At 51.1% G+C, this 15,453-nt stretch carries 11 protein-coding genes; 2 read left to right on the top strand and 9 right to left on the bottom strand.

Features of this window, described 5'->3' with window-relative positions:
- Positions 1-101: 101 nt before the first annotated feature.
- Together ACYVH9_RS20955 and ACYVH9_RS20960 are read right to left on the bottom strand one after the other, a co-directional pair.
- Entirely contained in the window at positions 102-935 is an 834-nt protein-coding gene (locus tag ACYVH9_RS20955) for an ABC transporter ATP-binding protein (RefSeq protein WP_460638351.1), read from the bottom strand.
- 87 nt (positions 936-1,022) lie between these two features.
- Positions 1,023-1,454, bottom strand: a complete 432-nt coding sequence (locus ACYVH9_RS20960) for a hypothetical protein (RefSeq protein WP_460638352.1) — start codon at positions 1,452-1,454, stop codon at positions 1,023-1,025.
- A gap of 344 nt (positions 1,455-1,798) precedes the next feature.
- On the opposite strand from ACYVH9_RS20960, the gene ACYVH9_RS20965 reads away from it, so the two are divergent.
- Both ACYVH9_RS20965 and ACYVH9_RS20970 read left to right on the top strand, forming a co-directional pair.
- Positions 1,799-2,953 carry a sensor histidine kinase gene (locus ACYVH9_RS20965; RefSeq protein ID WP_460638353.1) on the top strand — a complete coding sequence of 385 codons (1,155 nt, stop codon included), beginning with the start codon at positions 1,799-1,801 and terminating at the stop codon, positions 2,951-2,953.
- Positions 2,950-3,720 (top strand): LytR/AlgR family response regulator transcription factor, encoded by a 771-nt coding sequence (locus ACYVH9_RS20970; RefSeq protein WP_460638354.1) that lies wholly within the window; start codon positions 2,950-2,952, stop codon positions 3,718-3,720. Before ACYVH9_RS20965 ends, ACYVH9_RS20970 begins: the two co-directional genes overlap by 4 nt.
- Here the strand turns inward: ACYVH9_RS20970 and ACYVH9_RS20975 are convergent.
- The 7 genes from ACYVH9_RS20975 to ACYVH9_RS21005 all read right to left on the bottom strand — a co-directional run bounded on the left by ACYVH9_RS20975 (position 3,698) and on the right by ACYVH9_RS21005 (position 15,443).
- Positions 3,698-4,354: a hypothetical protein gene (locus tag ACYVH9_RS20975; protein WP_460638355.1), complete on the bottom strand. Its 657-nt coding sequence runs from the start codon at positions 4,352-4,354 to the stop codon at positions 3,698-3,700. The two genes, ACYVH9_RS20970 and ACYVH9_RS20975, sit on opposite strands and share 23 nt — an antisense overlap.
- Positions 4,355-4,489: 135 nt before the next feature.
- Entirely contained in the window at positions 4,490-7,591 is a 3,102-nt protein-coding gene (locus ACYVH9_RS20980; protein ID WP_460638356.1) for an efflux RND transporter permease subunit, read from the bottom strand.
- Positions 7,592-7,678: 87 nt separating this feature from the next.
- The gene (locus tag ACYVH9_RS20985; RefSeq protein WP_460638357.1) at positions 7,679-8,806 is read right to left on the bottom strand and encodes an efflux RND transporter periplasmic adaptor subunit; all 1,128 of its coding nucleotides are present in this window, start codon (positions 8,804-8,806) and stop codon (positions 7,679-7,681) included.
- 25 nt (positions 8,807-8,831) lie between these two features.
- A complete protein-coding gene (locus ACYVH9_RS20990; RefSeq protein WP_460638358.1) occupies positions 8,832-10,106 on the bottom strand; it encodes a TolC family protein in 1,275 nt (424 codons plus the stop codon).
- Positions 10,107-10,192: 86 nt separating this feature from the next.
- Positions 10,193-10,558, bottom strand: a complete 366-nt coding sequence (locus ACYVH9_RS20995) for a hypothetical protein (protein ID WP_460638359.1) — start codon at positions 10,556-10,558, stop codon at positions 10,193-10,195.
- Positions 10,559-10,671: 113 nt separating this feature from the next.
- Positions 10,672-13,374, bottom strand: coding sequence for a DUF5686 and carboxypeptidase regulatory-like domain-containing protein (locus ACYVH9_RS21000; RefSeq protein WP_460638360.1), 2,703 nt, complete (start codon positions 13,372-13,374; stop codon positions 10,672-10,674).
- A 797-nt stretch (positions 13,375-14,171) separates the two neighbouring features.
- On the bottom strand, positions 14,172-15,443 hold the full coding sequence (locus ACYVH9_RS21005; RefSeq protein WP_460638361.1) for an HlyD family secretion protein: 1,272 nt from the start codon (positions 15,441-15,443) through the stop codon (positions 14,172-14,174).
- Between the last annotated feature and the right edge of the window lie 10 nt (positions 15,444-15,453).

Raw genomic sequence — 15,453 nt, forward strand, 5'->3', positions numbered from 1 at the left:
GAGCGATGTGAAACCGGTGAAAAACGATAGCAGAGGAGTGGGCAGGCCTGCAAAAAGAGCAGCCAGCAGAATGTGAAGAATGGGAAAAAAGCTCATAGCCGTTAGCGGAATATGCTTTTGATGCCGGCGCGGTTGGTAACAACGGCGTTGAATAGCCGTTCCAGATCCACCCGGCTGTCTTCCTGTTCCAGATTTTCCATTACAACTGAGTAACCGCGCATGGACGGCTCGGCATACAACACCCGGTCTGACTCAGTGACACTGCTCAACGTACTGAACATCAGCCGTTCGCTAATGTGATCGAGTGAATGATTCAGCAGGATTTCGCTTTCGTCGATGATGATGATTCCGTCGATCAGGTTGTCGAGATCCCGGACCTGATGGGTCGAAATCAGCATCAGCCGGTCGGCGGTAAGGGCGGAGGAAACAATTTTCCGGAATTGGCTTTTCGACGGAATATCAAGCCCGTTGGTTGGCTCATCCATGATCAGAATTTGGGTGTTGGTGGCCAGTCCGAAACTGATAATAACTTTCTTTTTCTGACCGTACGACATCGCCGTGAGTTTTTGATCGGGTGGTACGTCAAATTCGCTCAGGTACTTCCGGAACTGGGCTTCGTTGAATTTCGGATAAAACGGCCCCATCGTGTCGATAAAGCGGTTGAGCGAAACCGATGGCAGGTAGATTTCTTCCGGAATGAAATACATCTCCTGCAAAAAGGCCGGTTCGCGCTTCCGGGGTGTAAAACCTGCTACGTTGACGGTACCCGCCGTTGGGTAGAGCAACCCGCCCATCAGCCGGAGCAGACTTGATTTTCCGGCGCCGTTCTTGCCCAGCAAACCGTAAATGCTGCCCGGTTGCAGGGAAAGGTCCAGATCGCGATACAAGATTTTTTTCGGTGTGTAACCGAACGTTAAGTGAGAAATCTCGATCATAGCTTTAGTGTACTATTTGTCTAATACACTGCAAAGGATCAAAATTGTTTTCTAAATGTCAAGCGCTTAGAAAAATAAAGGGAAGTTTTACCGAAGTTTTATGGGGTAAAAATCAACTTCAATGGGTAGGTTCGGTTTCAAGTAATCCGCATTGAGAATTCGTAACCGGTTCTCCGCAGGGAGAAACTGATAGTCTTTACCGTCTTCCAAAACGGTTTTTCCAGCTCGCACCGTACTAATTTTCTCGATCAGCACGCCCGGCAACTGAATTTCACTGGGTATCGATTCGCCAGCTGGTAGTTGGGCGCCAGGTTGTACCGCGACGAAATGATGGAACGAGTGGGAGGGAAGGTCGCGCAGGGAAAGCGAATGAACGGACCGTAATGGAGAAGTGGATTGCAAGGGCCAGGCTGTTCGTGGACTAAAAAGGGCACGGTTTTGGATAAACGAAGGCGACTGGCCGAGTGCCTGCGTCAGGCCTGCCAACCCCAATAGCGTTACGGAAACGGTATTTTTCATCGGTCGTAAGGAAAGAGTTTGAATTAAAACGACCCGCCAGGGACAAAATTATCGGATAGATTCATCCGGCCCGAAAGGGCATTCATCTATATAAAACCGGCATTCGGCGATTTTGAATGGCAAAACTCGCCGGTCCGTCCTACCTTCGAACGTAATAGGCGTACTCCGCTTATTTTTTTGTAATAATTGGTTTTATTTCGCACAATCCCCGGTACTAACCGGGGATTTGTCTTAGTCAGCTATTTCACCATGACCACCATGCTGGGCACGGTAGGGGCTGCGTTCCATTCGATAGCCACCCGGCGCATTGGATCAACAGAACACCGAAAAGCGAAGCGTTACCAATGAACACGAATACCATCTCTAATCAGCTCACCAATCTTCAGAAATGGCAGTTGGCAGCCAGCGTGTTTGTCATCTACTGGCCCATCCGGGTCTATACCAACTGGCCGATCTGGATCGGCAAAAGCCCGGAGAACTATGTCGAGGAAATGTTGAATCGCATCTGGCCGTTGTGGCTGATGGAAATCATTTTCACGATGCTGTTTTTTATCCTCTGGCTCAATGTGACCGAATGGATTCAGCAGCGGTTTTTTAATCAGTTAGGCAAAGAGTTTTTGGTGGAATTTACGTTGCCGGCGCAGCTGGCCACGCTCGTCATCGCCGGGGCTTTGGCGGTTTTGTTCAACCTGGTATTCAATTATCTGTGGGTGTCGATTAGCAGTTTTCTCGAAAGGCAACTGAATGATACCACGATAGCAACCTGGCGGTTATTCGTCGATCCGGCCTGCCTGCGCACGGATTTTGAACGACGTCACAAGGTGAACAACGGATTGACCGTCATGGCGATGCTGGCCGGATTTTACCTGGCGGCAAATCGCCGGGGGTACAAACGGCTGGAGGACCTGCGGGTGAAGGGCGAGCAATTGAAACAAGAAGCCGTGCAGTCGCAGTTTTTGGCGTTGAAAAATCAGGTTAATCCGCATTTTTTGTTCAATAGCCTGAGCATTCTCTCCTCGCTCGTTGAAACCAATACCAAATTGTCGGTGCAATACATCAACCGGTTGTCCAAGGTGTACCGGTACATTCTGGAACAGCGCAATGCCGAGCGGATCAGCCTTAAATCGGAGCTCGAGTTTGTTGACTCGTACCTTTTTCTGCTCAACATCCGCTTTGCCGACAAACTGAAGGTGGTGATCGATATGCCGGAAAGTGACAAAACCCGGTACGGGATTGCGCCGTTGACATTGCAACTGCTGATTGAAAATGCCGTGAAACACAACCAGATGTCCAGTGAAAAACCGCTGGTGGTCACGATTCAGAAAGTGGATGATTACCTGGTCGTTCGCAACGGCATTCAGCTGCGACCGCAAACCGAAGGTTCAACGGGACTGGGATTGCAGAATATCATTGGACGCTATAAGCTGTTGACTGATAAGCCCGTTGTTGTTGATCGGCAGGCGGATGGATTCGTCGTTCAAATACCGTTATTAGGATGAATGTACTGATTATTGAAGATGAGGAACTGACGGCCCGGCGACTCGCCAGCCTGTTGCACCACTACGATCCGGAGATCCGGATTCTGGCGCAGTTGCCTTCCGTGGCCAAATCGATTCATTGGTTTGAAACCTACGACGAGGCTGGCCCGGATTTGATTTTTCTGGATATTCACCTCGAAGATGATCTTGGCTTTAATCTAATCGATCAGCTTAACCTGACAACGCCCATCATTTTCACGACGGCTTACGACGAATACGCGCTGCAGGCCTTCAAGGCCAACAGCATTGATTACCTGCTCAAACCGATTGATGCCGACGAACTGGCAGCCGCCATCAATAAGTTTCGGATGCTGCACCAGAACCGGGTTGAACCGTCAATCAATGAAGAGGTGATGACCCAGATCAAGGCTAATTATCGGCCGAATACGTACCGGGATCGGTTTATGGTGACGGTGGGACCCCGGCTATTCCGGATTCCGACCGACGACATTGCGTACTTCTTTTTCGAAAACAAGGCTACGTTTCTGACCACGCATCAGGGGCAGAACTACGGCATCGATTACAGTTTGGACAAATTGGGACAACTGCTCGATCCCAATCAGTTTTTTCGGGTCAACCGCTCGTTTCTGGTGGCGTCGGTGGCCATCCAGTCGGCTTATACCTACTCCGGAAGCCGACTGAAGCTGAATTTGCTGCCCGAACCGAAGCAGGAAGTGTTTGTCAGCATTGACCGGGTGACGGCTTTTAAGGAGTGGATGGGGCGCTGAGAAGGGATTCTTTGGGCCACTTTTTGTGACGAACATACCCCCAGATATCCCGGAAAAAATCCCAGTACAGCGTGGTGCCCACGCTGTAATACGTGCCGTTGTAATGCTGACTGACGTTGGTCTGAAAAACGGAATAGCGGTACCCAATCTGGGCGCTTAGCCCGATCCAACGCGTGGCTTTCCACTGTCCGTAAGCGCCGACCTGAACCGGCATGAAAAAATTCCAGCGTGCATCTTCCTTCGCATCCGTCTGGGTTTCGGTGGTGATCGTCGACGCTTTCCCGGCGCCAACCTCAACCGGCAGGCTGAACATCCACCGGCGGTTGTTGATGAGGTTAGGCCAGAACATCAAACTACCGTAGGCCATATCGGTTTGGGTGTAATAGTCCAGATTGAGTCGTCGGGCGGCATTGCGGTGCCAGTTGATCAGCCGCAGGTACGAATTGTACGACAGCCAGTAATAACCGACGGTGATCTGGTGCCGTTTGGGGCCTACGATGATGCCCGTGTTGACGCCCCAGACGTTGACCGGCTGGCGGTTGATGAATGAGTTCCGGAAATCGAGGTTAAGCGCCCAGCGCATGAGTTTTCGTTTCGGGTTCGATGTCGAATCCAGGGGGACCTGTGTTGACACGGTTTGTGCCAAACAGCCGGTGATACCGGCCCCAAGTAATCCCAATATGATCAAAACCGTTTTCATGTTCCAAGACAAAACCCGCCAAAGTTGGCGGGTCTGTACCGATTCTCTTAAAACATTATCATAATTTTTTTAAACGGCCGCCAAAGTTTTCGGCCGATAGAACACGTAAAAAATCAGCGGAAAGATGAACAGCGTCAAAAAGGTGGCCGTGATCAAACCGCCAATGACCACGATGGCCAACGGTTTTGAGGTTTCGGAGCCGATGCCCGTGGAAATGGCCGCCGGAATCAGCCCGATGGCCGCCATCATGGCCGTCATCACAACGGGCCGTACCCTTGAAATCACGCCCTGCCGGATTGACTCGTTCAAACTGAGCTTATTATGCAGGTTTTTCTTGAAGACCGAAATCAGAATGACACCATTCTGAATACAGATTCCAAACAGGGCGATAAAGCCGATACCGGCCGAAATGCTGAAATTGACGTGCGTAATCAGCAGGGCGGCAATGCCGCCGATGATGGCAAACGGGACGTTGAACAGCACTAGCCCGGCATCTTTGACGTTGCCAAACAGCACGAACAAAATAAAGAAAATGCCCAGCAGACTGATCGGGACAACCTGCTCCAGCCGGGCCGTAGCCCGTTGCTGATTTTCGAAGTCGCCCGCCCATTTGATGGTGTATCCCTGCGGTAATTTTACGTTGGCGGCTACTTTCTGCTGTGCTTCGGCCACGGCTCCGCCCATGTCGCGCCCCCGAACCGAGAACTTCACGGCCCCGTAGCGCTGGTTGCCTTCGCGGTAGATCAGAATGGGGCCGGTCTGGGTATATATTTTGGCGATTTCCTTGATCGGAATCTGGGAACCGTTGTTGGTCGGCACCATGAGGTTACCAATTTCAGATTCGTTCGAGCGGAACGGTTCATCGTAGCGAATCCGGAGGTCAAACTTGCGTTCGCCCTCGTAAATCTGGGTGGCGGCTTTTCCGCCAATCGCCATCTCGACCACCGCCTGGGCGTTGGCTTTATCAACGCCATAGAGGGCTAATTTGCGTTCATCCAGTTCGATACGGAGTTCTGGCTGGCCAATGTTGCGAATGACACCCAGGTCGGTAATCCCGTCAACGGTGGCCAGCTGTTTCTGAATTTCGGTGGATTTCTGTTCCAGGGTGTACAGATCCGGGCCGTAGACTTTAACGGCAATTGAACCCTTTACCCCCGAAACCGCTTCGGCTACGTTGTCCATGATGGGTTGCGAGAAACCAAAGTCAACACCCGGAAAAACCGCCAGTTTCTGTTGCATCTGAGCAATCAACTGCTCTTTGGTGATTCCGCTCTTCCACTCTTCTTTCGGGAAAATGCTCACCAGAAATTCGATGTTATAGAAGCCCGTGGGGTCGGTTCCGTCGTTGGGGCGGCCGGTTTGCGAGATAACACCTTTCACTTCCGGAAATTCCTCGAAAACATGACGCATCTGCGTGGTCAATTTGACGGATTCGGGTAGTGAAATGCTCATGGGCATGCTGGCCCGCACATAAATGGAACCTTCGTCCAGCTCGGGCAGAAATTCCGTTCCCAACAGTTTAAAACCCGACAGGCCGACAACAACCAGACCCGCAGCCACCAGCAAACTCAATTTTTTGTGGGCGAATGTAAAACCGAATGCTTTGGTCGCGTTGCGGGTGATGAATTCCACCACGGGGTTGTGTTTTTCGCGCACATTCTTTTTCAGCAGAAAACTGGCCAGCACCGGTACCAGTGTCAGGGTAAAAATCAAGGCACCCAGCAGGGCAAAACCGAGCGTCCAGGCTAGAGGGGAAAACATCTTTCCTTCCACTTTCTGGAATGAGAAAATTGGGATTAAGCAGGTGATAATGATGAGTTTGGAAAAGAAAATGGCCTTACCCATCTCCGTGCCGGTTTTCCGCAGTACGCCCAGCTTGGCGAGCTTATTGAACTTCTGCATCCCGTTGTGAATTGCCATTTCGTCGAGCGTCACGAAGATGCCTTCTACCATCACCACCGCGCCGTCCACGATGATGCCGAAGTCGATGGCACCCATCGAGAGCAGGTTGGCCGACATGCCTTTCAGCCGCAGACAAATGAATGCGAACAACAGCGCCAGCGGAATGATAATAGAAACCGTAATGGTGGTGCGCCAGTCGGCCATAAACAGAAAGACAATCACGGTTACGAATACGAGTCCTTCGATCAGGTTGTGGGTTACTGTATGGGTGGCGAAGTGAATCAGGGTTTCGCGGTTGTAGAAGGTATCAATCTGAACGTCCGAGGGCAGAATGCTGGTGTTCAGTTCGTTGATCTTTGCTTTTACATTCTCAATCACTTCGCTCGGATTTTCGCCTTTCCGCATGACCACGATGCATTCGACCACGTCGTTCTGTTTGTCGCGCCCCGCCTGACCCAGCCGGGGCAGCGCCGACTCCGACACTTGGGCTACGTTCCGGACCATGATCGGTGTTCCGTTGGCGTTTTTGATGATGATGTTGCCAATGTCCTGGCTGTTTTTCAACAAACCGATGCCGCGCACAACGTAGGCTTCCGAGTTTTTCTCGATCACATCCCCACCCACGTTGACATTGGAATTGGCAACGGCCTGGTACAGTTCGAGCGGGGTGATGCCGTAATCGAGCAGCCGGCGCGGATCCACCGAAATTTCGTAGGTTTTGGCTTCACCACCGAAACTCACCACGTCGGCTACGCCCGGCACACTTTTGAGTTGCCGTTCAATAACCCAGTCCTGCAGGGTTTTCAGCTCGCGGCTGTTGCGGGTGGAACTTTTGAGGGTGTACCGGAAAATTTCGCCGGTGGGTCCGTAGGGGGGCTGTACATCCGGTTTGATGCCTTCCGGCAGGTCAATGTTACCGAGCAAGTTGTTGACCTGCTGGCGCGCAAACGCATCGTCCACCCCGTCGTCGAACATTACTTTCACAACCGACAGACCGAATAGGGTGGTTGAGCGGATATCGGTTTTTTTCTGAACGGAGTTCAGGCCGATTTCAATCGGGATCGTAACAAATTTTTCGATTTCTTCGGCACTCCGGCCCGGCCACTGCGTGATGATGGTGATTTGCGTGTTGGTCACGTCCGGAAAGGCTTCAATTGGCGTGTTCTGGTAGCTGATAAACCCCGCCACGATGGCCAATGCCGTCAGGAAGAAAATGAAAAAGCGGTTTTTCAGCGAGAACGAGATGATATTTTTGATGAACTTGTTCATGGGAGTTCAATGAGTAAAAGATTGAAAGAGCGGATTGAAAAACCGATAGGATTCGAAAACCCATTCGAATCCTCACCCTTTCGAACTTTAGTTGCCTAACGCATTGTAAATCAGGAGTTGATTTTGCTTCACGACCCGGTCGCCGGGTTTCAGGCCGGAGTTGAGGTAAGTGATGTCTCCGATGGTTTTGAAGATATCGATTTCACGCACGACGGGTTGATTGCGGGAGTTGACGGCCACGACAAAATTGCGACTCCGGTCAAAAACGATGGCTTTGGCCGGTATGCCGATCCGTTGGTCGTATCCGGCGTATTCGACGCGCACGTTGGCGAACATTTCCGGCTTCAGGGTAAAATCAGGGTTCAGAAGGGTTACCCGAACTTTCATGGTTTTGCTTTCGGGGTCCAGCACGTTGAAGATTTTATCAATCCGGCCTTTGAACACGCGGTCGGGATACGACAGCGTAGTGATGGTAGCATTGTACCCTTCTTTCACGTTCGCCAGGTCGGATTCGTAGACATTGGCCAGGACCCAGACCTGGTCGAGGTTGGAAATCGTGAACAGGTTTTCGGGGTCATCGGAGCGGAGCTCCATGCCTTGTGCAGCATTTTTCTCAACCACAAAACCGTCGGTAGGTGCTTTCACCACATAAATAGAACCTGAGCCACCGAGGATGCTTTTGCGCTCGGCCACCCGGTTTACTTCACCCTGAGCAGCCTGCATTTGCTCGCGGGCGGCTATCAGGTCTTTCTGAGCCGCCAGTCCGGCTTTCGACATGTCTTCCGTAACCTGGAGGTTTTTGCGGGCCACTGCCAGTTGGCCTTTGGCCGCAACGGCCTGTTGTTCCAGATCGGCCATATCGCCGGATCGAATGATGGCCAGCGTCTGGCCGCGTTTCACGTAATCGCCCAGATCGGTTTTTACTTCTTCAATATGCCCACCCACCAGCGGAAACACCTTCACCACTTTATCCTGATTGAAGGTGATTTTTCCGGTGAGATTCAGTTCGTTATTGACGGGGAGCAATTTGGCAGTATCGATTTTCGCGGTAGCCAGCAGGTCCACTTTTTGCTGGCTGGCGGCATCTCCGTTGGATTCGGGGGTGGCTGAAGACTGGCAACCAGCCAGATGCGTCACCAGCAGACCCGTTAGGAGCCAGGCAGCCGGTTTTACTAACGATTTCAGAGACGGTTTTAAGAGATGATTCGCTTTCATGATGGTACGGTTTTCAAACCGTGGGTTATTTTGTGAATAGGGTTGTGCCGACGGCAAAGTTCAGTTCTTCAAGACTTTGCATCCGGTTGTTTTGCAGTTGATTGTATTGGATTTGACTGGATTTGTAGGAATCGAAAAAGTCCAGAAATTCCACCACGTCAATGTTCTGCTTGCGGTAATTGGTGGTCACGCCGTCGATCAGCCGCCCGAAGTCGTCGTTGAATTTCCGGTCGAAGGTGCGATACACCAGGTCGGTTTGCTGAACTTTCTGGTACGCCCGCTGAACATCGCTATCCACCTGTAGGGTGTAGGCATCGGTGGCCTGCTGGCTGCTCTGGGTGCGGATGGTGGCGGCTTTGATGTTGCCCTGGTTCTTGTTGAAAACCGGAAGGTTGATACCGACACCGATGCCCACGTAATTCGGGATGTAACCGGCGTTGCGGTCGTAGGTGGCCTGCAACGACAAATCCGGGACGGCCATCGCTTTTTGCAGCGCCAGGTTCTGTTTTTCCTGAATGGCCTGATCACGGAATGCCTTCAAATCGTACCGGTTTTCTTCGGCTAGTTTATAGAGTTCGTTCACATTAAGTTGACCGACGGCAGGCTGAACGGCCTCCGTATTTTCCAGCATCGGTTGAATGGGTACAGAAGGGCTGGCATTCAGTAAGACAGCCAGATCGGCCTGGTCGTCGGTCAGTTTCAGCAGCAGCTGCTGGCGTTCGGAAGTGAGGTTAAACAGATACGCTTTCAGGCGGGCCAGATCCTTTAACGGTACGTTGCCTTTGTCGTACTGTTGCTGGAAAAGCGCAACGGTCTGGCGAAGCGTGCTGATTTCCTGTTCGTAAACTCCCAATGCCTGCTGGCTATAATAGAGATCGTAGAACGTACTCCGGAGCTGGTAGTTCAGGGTGCGGAGCAGGTCGTAGAAGCGGTCGTTGGCCAATTCGCTGTTGGTGCGGGCAATGGCCAGCTGTTTGTTGCGTTTTCCTGCTAGCAGCAGGAGTTGCTGGAACTGAACGACCTGCTCCGAATTTCGCTGCCGAACCGGCATCACTTCTTTCGTTTGGGCGTTGTAGGGCATTTGCTCGACGTAAATGCTGGGATTATTCCAGAGCTTGGTCTGAAACTCGTACGCTTTGTTTTCGTCGATGCCCAATTTGGTGGCCATCAATTGCAGGTTGTTCTGACGGAACTGTGCTTCGGCTTGGGGCAGGGTCAGCCGCAGGGTATCGCTTTGCGCAAACGACACCAGCGGGCAACTCAGCGCGCACCCAAACACGAAAAGAAGCATCCTTTTCATGGGGGTAATGGATAATCTGTTTTAAGAGTGTATGGCGCCCCGGGGTGTTGAAGGGGCATTGGTGGACGAAAGTGTCCGGAGACTACTTAGACGGCAGGAATGCGTAACGAACAGTAAAGCAGGTAATAAGGTGGATGCGTGCCCGCAGGTTTTCGCAAGAGAAACCGTTGAATGGGTTGTTGCGCGAGGATAAGCAGCAACAGACTGAGCCATTCCGTGGGCAGCGTAGGAACAAAGTCCGGGTTGGGCGAGGCAACCGCCCGTTCGTCTTCATCCTGAATCAGAAAAACCGCCGAATCGGTCGAAGAAATAGCGTGGTGGGTATCCTGTTTAACAGTAGTTGGGGTAAGGCCCTGTGCGGAAAAAACCGTTCCGGCTACCACTGGGCAGATCCGGAAAAGCACCGCCCAGAGCAGGCCGACCGTTAACACTATGTTGCGAAGGATACCCATCAGTGGTTTGTCTTGCTGCAAACAAAACACGGCCGGATTTAAAGCGAATGAAATTGCCGTTAAAAGAAGGTTAAAACTTACGTAGGCGATACTGCGGATCGATCCGGGAAAGATTATCGGAATTTCAGCGTGGTACCAATCCGGAAGCCGAGCTTCTGATACTGCCAGTCCTGCCACTGCGAAATGACTTCAATCCGGAAAAACGGAAGAATACCGGGAATGAGTCCGTCGAGGGCGTAACCCACTTCCGTATAGTTGCGCGAGTTGGGCGTGCCCAGGTAATGCACAAACAGGTTCTCTTTCAGGCCCGTCAGCCGGACCAGCGTCAGTTGCGTGATCAGAAATTTCCGGTATTCCATCAACACATGGCCTTCGACAAACCGTTTGCCGGTGCTGTACTGGTAATACGGCAGCATCCGGAAAATGGACGTAGGATCGCCTTGTTGAAGGAAAAACTCGTTGCCTTGAAAATGCTTGAAATCCGGAAAATAGACGGCCTTGTCGTTCAGAAAAGCCCCCGCCGAAACGTTGTAGCTCAACCGGCTGCGGATGCCGGTTTCGAACGAATGACTCAGGCCAGCCTGTAAAAAATCGTAGTCTACGTCGCTGGCTTCGACTGCGCCCGATCGGAACGGAATGCCTTTGCGGTAATTCAGGGTCAGTTCGGGACTGTTGTTGCGGCTGGCCACCCGCCGACCGTTTCGAATCCGGTATTGGGTAGCCGCCAGTTTGCCCGAAACGGCCAGGTTGAAAACGAGTGCCTGATTGACCGGAAAAGCCGACGACCCCACCTCCGCGTTGGCCGGACGGTTGGAGGTATAGCTAAACTGGTTCCAGTCGATCCACGGTTTGAGATTTTCTTTGTAATTAGCGAGCTCGGTTCGTTCGGCGTATTCGAGACTGCCTGAAACGTTGATCCGGTTATTGAACGGGCGGGCGGATACCCCCAGCCGCAGAAAATCGCGCTGGTAAAACTTCGCGTAATTCTGTTCAAATAGCAGCGTGGTCAGCGAATTAAGAAAAGGACTGATGGGCTCATTGGGATTAAACTGATTCACCCAGCGCCCGGCCACCAGGCCAATGTCCGTGCTTTTGTAGTGGTAGCTGAGGCCGCCGGTTCCGATAAACCGTTTCAGTCCAAATTCGTAGCGTCCGGCTCCGCCGAGGGTCAGATCCGGTGTTGGTTTGGTGGTCACCCGTCGGCGGGTAGAGTCACGCTGCGGTTTTCGAAGGTAATACCGGAGCCGCAAACCCAGATCGACGGTGTAGCCTTCAACGGTATTGTAATAAATTTTTTGCAATGGACTGTCCCAGGTCAGGGCGGTTCGCGGACTGAAATTCCAGGTGTTGCCCGAAATTACCTGGCCTGGGTTAAACGTTTTGCTCGCCCGGTTTTTGCGGGTTGAGTCTTTGGCCGCTTTGGTACTGTCTTTTTGTACCTCCACTTTTCGGACAATTTGCAGGCTATCCCGTTTGACGTAGCTTTTTATTTCTGCCGAGGTGAGCGGAACCGCCCGGAGCGAATCCCAGAAGGCATTGCTGCGTTTGTGGGCCAGTGAATCAACGATGGTGGAATCATTGCGGGATACCTCCACTTCTTCCTTGCGTTCCTTTTTGGCCTGTAGCTCCTGTTTTTCGTACTCTTTCAGCAGTTTTTTGAAGTCTTTGGCCGAATATTCTTTCTGCTGGGCAATTTTATCCTGAAGTTTCTGTCCTTTGATCTCTTTATTTGACAGCCGAATGGCCGGTTTTTCGATTTTTTCATCAACAATTTTTACTTCCTCCACAAAAGCGGGGTTGACCTGTAAGTTGCTGAATGTCTGATTGATGATGAATTGAGCGTTTCCGGCTGCGCCCATGATGCGGCCCTCCAGATTGTACCGCTGATTGACGGGCAACCAAACGTTTTGCAGCGGACTGTACACTTGCCGGATTTTGATGTCGAAGCCGAGCGGATTGCGCGTTTCCAGTTGCAGACTATGAATGGCCCAGCTGTTTTCGATGATGAAAATAGCACCCCGGAAAACGCCTTCGCCGTAGGCCCTGGGCGTCACCTTGATTTTGCTGACATCGATGCCGCGTTCGCTGAAGGTGCCCTGGTATTCAAACTTATAATAAGCAAAGGCCTTGGGCGACAGGGGTGAAACGGCTTTGTTTACTTCCGGTCGGTAAAAACTCGTCAGGAAATAATCGGTCACTGAAACATTATCACCCAACGAATTGCGGGTGGCCATCAGGCGGTGGCGGTAAGAATTGGGCTGCTTAAAGGTTACTTCCGAAACGGACTCGTAGAGCATCGGTACACCAATTTTGAAACCTTCTTTTTCGGCTTCTTTCAGCTGTTTGCGGTACATAAACTGCATGGGCAGGTCCGTAATGGTGAACGTGGTTTTGGTGTAAGCCCGGGCGGTGTAGCTCAATACCTGCAACTCGTGGTATTTCGCTTTGGCAATGGCCCGGCGCATGATGCTGTAGGCCGGGTCTTCCTTTCCCTGCCGGGCTTGTACTTCCTGCAATCGAAACGCCTGCTCCTGCATGGTAACATCAATTGTCTGCCAACTGCTGCCGATTTCGACGGTTTTTTCCTGCGCCTGAAAGCCTAAATACTGAAATACAATCGTATAGTTGCCCGGCTTAAGAGCCACTTCATACCGTCCCTCCGAATTGGTGATTGTCCCGTAGGGCGTGCCTTTGACGACAATGGCTGCATAGGGAAGAAGGTCCCCCTGGGTCGTTTTGATGGTTCCCCGGATACCCTGAGCTGTTGAATAAGAAAGAAAAGCAAGCACGAAAAAGAAGGTCAGCAGGTATTTCATACAGTCAGGTTATGTATTCGTAAGGGAAATTACCACTTTTGGCGGTTGGGTGCAATGATACGGCAAATTAAGCCACTCTTTGTAGACTGGTTGGACGTATGATGCTGATGGAGGGGATAACGTTGCCTGAATCGACAGAAAAGACCGCATTTTTAACGGAAACACGTTTGAGACCTCTCAAAGAAATTGGGAACAGGGGAGACAGGTAGTTAGTTTTTGGCGTTATTTTCAGACAGGAATATTCTGTTAGCACTGCCTGTTTTTACTTAGCAAAAAGAATGGATTGATGAGAAAATGAACATAAAAGGCTACTTGCTAATTGGCCCCAATTAGCAAGTAGGATAGATCTGATACGACGATCATGTGATCTTACAGTAGATGAAAATATGATCAATTGTTCCCGATTCGGATGAATTTTTTTCGGCAACCCAGGCAGCGGTATAATCGATTGGTGGTGAAAAACAAAAGCCCTTTCATTAAGAACGTGCGGGGAATTCGTTCCGCCGAAGCTTCATTCCGGCCGCAATAAGGGCAGTTTTTTAAGGTGGTAAATCGTTTAGAGATGGATACTACATTCAAAGCTCCTGAAAGTAGAGATAAGGGTTTCATAACACGTTTCGAGATATATATTCGAAAATACACCAACTCACCTAAAGAAGACTAGCTTAAAATCTAATTTAATAATAAGTTCTTGATAAGTTTTTACACTTTCATTCTTATATTCAAGAATTTCGTATAAATGACTGGGGCGTGATTAAGTACAAATACGGTTTGTTTTTGGGTAGATATCAGACAGGCTAATTGGTGAGTTTACTTGTCGTTTGGCGAAATTTTCGGAATAAATGCCCCAATATCGTATGTTCGTCGGTCACCACATCCGCTTTCCCCTCCATACCGATTCGCAGCAACCGATGCAGGTGGGCCTCGTCCGTGACGCGAATCCGCACGTTGAATAGCCCTTTTTCGTCGGGTGTAAACGAGACGTTGCTGACGGTGCCGTAAGCAGGCCCCCATTCATAAACCGGGTAAGCATCTACTTTCAGAACCACGGATTGCCCGGCCCGGATTTTTCCAATCTTTGAAGAATTGACCTGCGTGTGGGCGTAGAGGGGCGTGTCGTTTTGCATCAGTTTCAAGAGAATAGAACCCGCAGCGGCTTCTTTGTCGCCCTCAAAAACAAACGAAACCAGGCTGTTTTGGGTTGCTTTCAGCCGTAAATGATTGTTTTTTGTCACCTCAAAAGCGCCGTAGGTGCCCGCAATGCGCTGCTGGGTTGTGCTCAGCGTGGTATGGAGCTGGGTATTTTCCAACTGAAGATCAACCGATGTTTTGGCCATCTGCTGCTCAAGCCCCGTAATTTCCAGCTGCTGGGCCGTGATTTGCCGGATCAATGTCGAGCGGGTATCCAGGTAATTCTGATAGGCAACGTCATACCCGCTTTTAGCGCGTAGCTGGTTGGCTTCAATACCGTTCAGGTCATTTCGGCTGATGTCGCCATCCTTGAAAAACTGGCGGTTGATCGTCAGTAAGCGGGTTGTTTCCTGCACGTCGTACGCCAGCCTGGCCGACTCGGCAGTCCATTTCTGCTCGTTCATGGAAAGTTGGGAATCTTTCAATGCAATGGCTTCGCGCAGCCGCCGAATGTTTGTTTCGATAACCGATCGTTCGTGGGCCACCGAAGCAGTACGAAACCGCTGGAAGCTGACCACGTTGGCCTGGGCTGCGGCCAGCTCATGGGTGAGTGCGGCAATGTCGGGGGCGCTGATTTCCAGCAACACGTCGCCTGCCTGGACCGACTGACCCGGCTTAACAAAAAGTTGCTCAATGTATACCGTTGATGGAAATCGGTAAATAGCCTCGGCCCGTTCCGATTTAAGCACAAAGGAGGTTGGTACGGTATCCGGCAGCACTACTACAGCTCCCAGAAAAAGACTGATTCCTACCAGAAAAACCGCCCACCAGCCCATTCGGCGCAATGCTTTCAGCCGAAGATCCGCCAGGGGCGCGTCGTCGACGTGGTAAAGATCCTCGTATTGGGTTTCATTCAGATCGTGAAGCAGGGTATTCATAACGGTTCGA

The sequence above is a fragment of the Larkinella harenae genome, from assembly GCF_054780515.1.

Bases quoted from the DNA above. Each gene is read 5' to 3' on its own strand.
- ACYVH9_RS20955 (WP_460638351.1), bottom strand. From the start codon at position 935: ATGATCGAGATTTCTCACTTAACGTTCGGTTACACACCGAAAAAAATC.
- ACYVH9_RS20960 (WP_460638352.1), bottom strand. From the start codon at position 1,454: ATGAAAAATACCGTTTCCGTAACGCTATTGGGGTTGGCAGGCCTGACG.
- ACYVH9_RS20965 (WP_460638353.1), top strand. From the start codon at position 1,799: ATGAACACGAATACCATCTCTAATCAGCTCACCAATCTTCAGAAATGG.
- ACYVH9_RS20970 (WP_460638354.1), top strand. From the start codon at position 2,950: ATGAATGTACTGATTATTGAAGATGAGGAACTGACGGCCCGGCGACTC.
- ACYVH9_RS20980 (WP_460638356.1), bottom strand. From the start codon at position 7,591: ATGAACAAGTTCATCAAAAATATCATCTCGTTCTCGCTGAAAAACCGC.
- ACYVH9_RS20985 (WP_460638357.1), bottom strand. From the start codon at position 8,806: ATGAAAGCGAATCATCTCTTAAAACCGTCTCTGAAATCGTTAGTAAAA.
- ACYVH9_RS20990 (WP_460638358.1), bottom strand. From the start codon at position 10,106: ATGAAAAGGATGCTTCTTTTCGTGTTTGGGTGCGCGCTGAGTTGCCCG.
- ACYVH9_RS20995 (WP_460638359.1), bottom strand. From the start codon at position 10,558: ATGGGTATCCTTCGCAACATAGTGTTAACGGTCGGCCTGCTCTGGGCG.
- ACYVH9_RS21000 (WP_460638360.1), bottom strand. From the start codon at position 13,374: ATGAAATACCTGCTGACCTTCTTTTTCGTGCTTGCTTTTCTTTCTTAT.
- ACYVH9_RS21005 (WP_460638361.1), bottom strand. From the start codon at position 15,443: ATGAATACCCTGCTTCACGATCTGAATGAAACCCAATACGAGGATCTT.